Source organism: uncultured Campylobacter sp. (assembly GCF_938018035.1).
Lineage (GTDB): Bacteria > Campylobacterota > Campylobacteria > Campylobacterales > Campylobacteraceae > Campylobacter_B.
Window position 1 is genome coordinate 1 of the sequence record NZ_CALIJF010000347.1, and the last position, 6,072, is coordinate 6,072.

At 46.6% G+C, this 6,072-nt stretch carries 8 protein-coding genes; all 8 read right to left on the bottom strand.

Features of this window, described 5'->3' with window-relative positions; genetic code table 11:
- Positions 1 to 9: 9 nt before the first annotated feature.
- Positions 10 to 471: a hypothetical protein gene (locus Q0257_RS10570; protein ID WP_298024682.1), complete on the bottom strand. Its 462-nt coding sequence runs from the start codon at positions 469 to 471 to the stop codon at positions 10 to 12.
- Positions 472 to 605: 134 nt separating this feature from the next.
- Positions 606 to 902, bottom strand: a complete 297-nt coding sequence (locus Q0257_RS10575) for a hypothetical protein (RefSeq protein ID WP_298024684.1) — start codon at positions 900 to 902, stop codon at positions 606 to 608.
- Positions 903 to 1,014: 112 nt separating this feature from the next.
- The gene (gene rpsR / locus Q0257_RS10580; protein WP_291937950.1) at positions 1,015 to 1,275 is read right to left on the bottom strand and encodes a 30S ribosomal protein S18; all 261 of its coding nucleotides are present in this window, start codon (positions 1,273 to 1,275) and stop codon (positions 1,015 to 1,017) included.
- A gap of 13 nt (positions 1,276 to 1,288) precedes the next feature.
- A complete protein-coding gene (locus tag Q0257_RS10585; RefSeq protein WP_177387886.1) occupies positions 1,289 to 1,888 on the bottom strand; it encodes a single-stranded DNA-binding protein in 600 nt (199 codons plus the stop codon).
- A gap of 10 nt (positions 1,889 to 1,898) precedes the next feature.
- Positions 1,899 to 2,312 (bottom strand): 30S ribosomal protein S6, encoded by a 414-nt coding sequence (gene rpsF / locus Q0257_RS10590; RefSeq protein WP_005873267.1) that lies wholly within the window; start codon positions 2,310 to 2,312, stop codon positions 1,899 to 1,901.
- 84 nt (positions 2,313 to 2,396) lie between these two features.
- Entirely contained in the window at positions 2,397 to 3,401 is a 1,005-nt protein-coding gene (locus Q0257_RS10595) for a DNA polymerase III subunit delta (RefSeq protein WP_298024685.1), read from the bottom strand.
- The gene (locus Q0257_RS10600; protein ID WP_298024686.1) at positions 3,401 to 5,323 is read right to left on the bottom strand and encodes a ribonuclease R family protein; all 1,923 of its coding nucleotides are present in this window, start codon (positions 5,321 to 5,323) and stop codon (positions 3,401 to 3,403) included. The genes Q0257_RS10595 and Q0257_RS10600 overlap by 1 nt, the downstream gene beginning before the upstream one ends.
- The coding region (locus tag Q0257_RS10605; RefSeq protein WP_298024688.1) for a hypothetical protein at positions 5,320 to 6,072 on the bottom strand (753 nt) is incomplete at its 5' end. The genes Q0257_RS10600 and Q0257_RS10605, both read right to left, overlap by 4 nt.

The following is a 6,072-nucleotide window of genomic DNA, read 5'->3' on the forward strand; positions in this document are numbered from 1 at the left end:
ATTTAAATTTTATCTTCTGCCCTCTTTTTTAGCCCTGACCGCCTCATAAAGCTCGTCGATCGAGGTCGCGGACGAGCCCGAATATTTCTGCGCCGCTTGCATGGTCTTTTTGCCCCATTTACCATCAATCATCACACCGTAGCCACCGAACATCAAACTTCGCTGGATATAATAGACTTTATCTTGCTGCGTCATATTTTGTTGCTTCTGCACTTCGCGCTCAGCATCTTTTGCCTGCTCACTTTTATAAACAGCATCAGCCGTAAAGTATGCTAGCACTAAAGCTCCAGCGATCGGAACGACAAGGGTAACAAATCTATTATTTACGTTAGAAGTCAAGCCTTCTAAAAATGCCTTTGCAACGCAAAACACTATAAAGCCCGGAATAAAAACGAGAACGGCATTGAAGCCACCACCTATCACGTATGCGAGCATACAGACTAAAATAATAGCTACAAGCCCCTCACCCAAACCGCTACCGGCAAGAAAGCCTAGGAAAAATTTATAATTTATCTTTTAAAATTTAAGTAATGTAATTCTTCAAAATTTAAATTTAATCAGAGAATTACAAAATTTATCCCCGCCAATAGACGGCGGAACATAGGTTACTTAACGTGCTTCATGATCCTATGAAATTGCGGACTATGATCTCGCGCCATAAAAATAGACCCAATGATACCTAACACGCCGATACCCAAGACGATATAAAATAGAGTACCGCTATCCTTGGTAAAAGCCCCTCCAAAGAACAGCCAAAGTATAGAAATAAGAAGCGTCTTTAACCAGGGTCTGCTATAAGAGATCTCCGCCTGACATCCGCTACATACGACCGCACCGTATTTGATGTCGCCCTTGCCGCAAAAAGGACATTCCAAATATTCCTCTTGTTCATTCTCTTCCATAATTTCTCCTTTGAAAAAATATGGGTGAAATTATATATATAAGAGCGAGCTTAAAATTTAAAAAATTAGAATTTAAAATGAGATAATTTTAGCGGCTCTACGCCGCTAAAATTTAAAGATTTTCGAATGGATTTGTGACTACGTCTTTGCGATCGACGATGTAAGGTATAAGGGCTGCTTGGCGCGCACGCTTGATAGCCTTTTCTACCATCTCTTGGTATTTTTTGCTAGTGCCGGTTAAGCGGCGCGGCATAATCTTAAAGCGCTCGCTTAGGCAGTGCTTTAGCAGCGCCGTGTCCTTATAATCGATAAATTCGATCTTTGCCTCCGTAAATTTGCAATACTTCCTAGTATATTTTCTCTTATCTGCCATGATTTTTCCTTAATTAAAATGGGATCGTGTCGTTGCCGTCATCGTATTTATCGGCATCGACGTCGACTTCTGGAATCGTGCTTTCGTAACTCTGCTCTTTTTGTTTAGGTGCGTTGTAATCGTTTTTTGCGCCTCTAGAATTTGAGTTTTGTCTATTAGCATAGCTATTTCCGCCGCCGTAATTACCGCCGCTATAGTTAGAATTTCCTCCGCCGTAGCCGCCGGAGCTTCCGCCATAATTGCCGCCCTCGTAATTACCGCCTTGATTATAGCCGCCGCTTCCACCTTGATTGCTTCCTAGCATCTCCATAGTATCTACGCTAATGGAGTGCTTGCTTCGGTTCTGTCCGTTTTGATCCTGCCACTGATCTAGCTTTAAGCGGCCTTCGATCAAAATTTTACTGCCTTTTCGCAAGTATTGGTTTGCGATCTCAGCCGTACGACCGAAAAAATCTATGTCTATAAAGCACGTTTCTTCGCGTTTCTCGCCGTTTGAGCTATTGTATCTGCGTGTAACGGCGATGCCGGTTTTGCCTACGGCGGTACCCGTTTGCAGATATCTAAGCTCGATATCTCGGGTTAAATTACCTACCAAAACTACTTTATTGAACATATTTTATCCTTTATTCGCCCTCTTTGGCTGCTTCTTCAGGCTCTTTTGGCTCTACCGGCGCTTTTGGCTCGCGCTCTTTTTTCGCAGGGCTTAGTTTGATACCTTTGCTTAGCTTGTCCCAAGCGGAAATTTCGCGCTTAGTCTCATATTTGACGGTCAAAAATCTAATGATATCTTCGGTGATACGCAGATTTCTAACAAGCTCGGAGATCAAGCTCGGCTCGGCTTTAAAATAGATTACGAAATAAACTCCGCGCTCATATTTGTCGATCTTATAGGCTAGCTTTCTAGCGCCCATTTCGATCACGGAAGCGATCTCTCCGCCGTTTTTGGTTATGATTTCTTTGACGAAATCGACTTTTGTTTTAACTTCATCGTCTGTAAGCGTGGGCTTAACGATGAATAAAACCTCGTAGTTTCTCATAAATTCTCCTTATGGATTTTAGCTCGCAAACGGTGTCTGCGGGCAAGGATTTTGCAAAAAATGCGAAGAGATATTACTAAAATTTCACTTAATATTTGCTTTTTGCCCGAGCGAACTTAGCAGCATGCGCTGTAACCTCAAAAACGACGCAAGCAAAAGCTCATCCTTCGCTACGTTTTTTTCGCTTTTGAGTTCAAATTCCAAATCGTTTAAGTGAGCAAAAATTTTATAAAACGTCCGTGTAGAAAAGCTAGTGGCGTAGCGCTGCATCTGTGCGGCTACGGAAGGGGGCGGCTGATAGCCTAAAACCGCCTTAAAATCAAATCTGCCGTTTATTTTTACATAAGCATGCAGACGAAAAATTCTATAAATCAAGCGGTAGAAATAATTTATCAGCTCCATCTCGTTGTATCCGCCGCCCAGAGCCATTTTGTAAAAATCTACGCGAAAGTCGCAAAGACCAAAAATTTTATCAAAAAGCTCGTCGTAGCTTACCTCGCTAAGGCCATAAACCATCAAATTTACGTTTTGCAGGTTAAGCTCAAGTCCCAGACTTGCAAATTTTTCTATCTCGCTCGCGCTTAGGCTCAGGCTTTCGTTGTGGATGGCGTAGATCCTGCTAAGTGCAGCAGTGTTTGTAAAAAGCCCGCACATCTCGCATTTTTGCGCAAGCAGCGCTATGGCTTCGTTTACGCCCGAGGGCTTGAAAAACCTCACTTCGTTTCGTTCAAATTCCTTGATAAAATCCGCACTCACCGAAATTTCGCTATCGTTTAGCTCATAAATTAGATGATTGTTCGCGTCCGCCTTGCACAGCGCGATGAGCCTTCGCAGCTCATCTTTTTTGATGAGCGAGGCGGTTTTGATATGAAGCGTGTTGCTACCGCCGAAAAGCGAGGGCTCCAAGAAGCTTCGCGCCTGCTCAAAATCATACTCCAAAAAATACAAACTCAAAAAATTTTCCGCGGCGTAAATTTGCTTCAATCGCTGCGCGTAAAGCTCGTTTGAAAAATCGTCTCCGCCGCGCAAAAGCACGAAATTAGGCACCTTCCCACTTGCGATAAGCCCGTCAAATTCTTTTCTATACATCAGATCTTCTTTACCACCCTGCCTAAAATCACTCCGCTAGCGATGTTTGCGTCCGTAAGCTCGACTAGTACGGGCGTTAAAATGTCGCCGGCGAAATTTGAAACTAAAATTTTAGCTCCCTTTAGCTTGTCGTCTAGCTTTGCGGTGACGGAATTTCCGTTTTCGTCGATGTAGCAGCGAAATTTTTTGCCCAAATTTTCTGCGGCCCAGCGCGCAAATTTTCGGTCCATAAAATCAAACGCGACCTTGTCCGCTTCGCGCTCTAGCTCGTTTAGCCGCGCGCACGTCGCGTCGATGTTTAAAAGCAGGTAATTATAAAATTTTTCATCCCCCCTCATCTGCGCCTTTAGCAATCGGTGCAAAATGAGATCGGAATAGCGCCTGATCGGGCTTGTAAAGTGCGTGTAGTTATCAAATCCGAGCCCGAAATGCCCGCGCGATTCGGATCCGTACTCGGCGCGCTTTTGAGCCTTGATGATGAGCTTATCGACCTCCTCGCGGATACCCATAGTATCGGCTTGCGCTTGGATTTCGCCGATCATCTTAGCAAGGTTGCTCTGATACGGCGCGTCGATGCCGAACAGCGCCAGATCGTCAAGCAGCGCGTAAATTTTTTTAAGCTCCGCCGAGCCGTGATTTCTAAAAACGCCCCGCTCGATGCGCGCCGCAGCGGCTTTATTGGCTAGCAGCATACAATCCTCGATGAGCTTGTGCGACGGAGTGTCGGTCTCAAAGCGAGTGGAGTTTATTAGGCCGCGCTCATCAAGCGTGATGCGAAGCTCCTTGGTGCGGAAATCAAATCCGCGCTTTAGCCTCGCGCGGCGCAGGCGCTCGCAAATTTCATTAAGCGGCAAGAGCCAGCTTAAAATTTCAGGCTCGCACGCCTTGCGAGTGCGTAAAATTTCATCGACCTCGTCGTAATCGTAGCGGCGTTTTGATCTTATAATCGCTTCGAAAAGCTCCTGCTTTTGCGGGTTTAAATTTTCATCTAAAGCGATTTTAAAAACAAAGGCCAGCCTCGGCAGATCAGGCATCAACGAGCAGATATTTTCGCTAAGCTCGCGCGGCAGCATCGGTACGGAGCGGTGCGGGAAATAGATCGAAAAGCCACGAAATTTCGCCTCCTTATCGATAGGCGAGTATTCGCTTACGTATTCGCTTACGTCGGCGATCGCGACGTAAAGCGTGCGCTCTTTTACGTCAAAATAGATCGCGTCGTCGAAGTCCTTGGCGTCGATGGGATCGATAGTGCAAAAGGGCAGATGCTGCAAATCTACGCGCTGCGGATACAGCGCCTCGTCCACTTCGCTGCCGAAGCTCGCGGCTTGTTGCTTGCACGCTTCGTTAAATTCGTCGTTTTTATCGTAGATCGCCAAAGAAATTTTCTCATCGACGAAGGGATCGGATAAGCTTCCGATCACCTCGGTGATCTCATTCGTTAGATTATCAATCTTTAAAAGGGTGTTTGCGGGCAGCTGCTTTAGCGATTTTTGCGTGGCTTTGAGCGGATTTGCGAGGCCGGTTTTGACGTTCACGCCTAAAATTTCGCGCCCGAAGCTTTTGGTATAAACCACGCTCGTTAAAAACGCGGGCTTGACGCACATCAGCACCTTTGCGTGCAGACGGGATTTTTTTGAGCTTAAAATTTTTGCTAGGATCAGATCGCCCAGATGCACGCCGCTTAGATATCTGTTTTCGATGATGAGATCTGCCTTGAAGCGATCGTCGAAGCTTTGTAGATAGCCCGTACCGTCGCGCGCGATGTCGAGCCTGCCGAAAACATAGCCGTCGTTTAGATAGAGCTTGCCTTTGTGCACGCTGATAGCACCGATATTTAGGAGGTTGCGCACGAGCTCCTTTTGCTCGCCGCTAAGATCCTTTTCAAATACGCCCGAGTTAAAGGCGCGCAGGAACTCTTTCATATCGAAATTTCGCCTTTAGCCTCTAAAAACGCCTCCTGCTCGAAGCCGAACTCGACTAGTAAATTTAAAGCGTTGTCGATGCTAAGCTCGTCGAAGTGGTGGTAGATATTGACCGCGGTTTTGGCGATCTTTAGCATCGCGTAGCGGGATTTGTTCTCAAAAGGCGTGTCGTCCGGGGCGTTTGAATACAGCGCGTCCTGCGCGATCTGCTCTAGCCCGAAATGCGCAAATAGCGCGTGCGAGACGCTTTCGCGGTTCGTGCCGGTAAATTTCATCTCCACATCGGTAAAATCCTGCGGAAAGATCGAGCCCTTGATGGCGTGATAAAATTCCTCCGCCTTGCCTGCCGCGCACACCTGCTCGTCGATAAAAACTCGCCCAAACTCCACTAAAATCACGCTTGAAAGGATGCTTTGCTCTATCTGCGGGTAGGATTTGATCCACGAAAACATAAGCAGATTTCGCAGCAGCGAGACCTGCGTGAGCTTTTCGCGATCGATGCGATACGCCCGTAGGCTCGGCTTTAGCATCTCGTCAAATACCGCGAATAGAAAAAACGCCCGCATCTGCTCGCGCCCGTAAAGCTCAAACGCCCGCTGTAAATTTAGCGTCTTTAATGTCGCGGCACCCTGCTCCTGTTTCTGCTCCTGATCTTGCTCCTGCTCTCGATCTTGCTGTTGCGTTTGTGCGGCTTGCGCAGAAATGCCTGGGCCTAGCGCGCAATCAGCTCTCGCGGCGACGTGCTGATT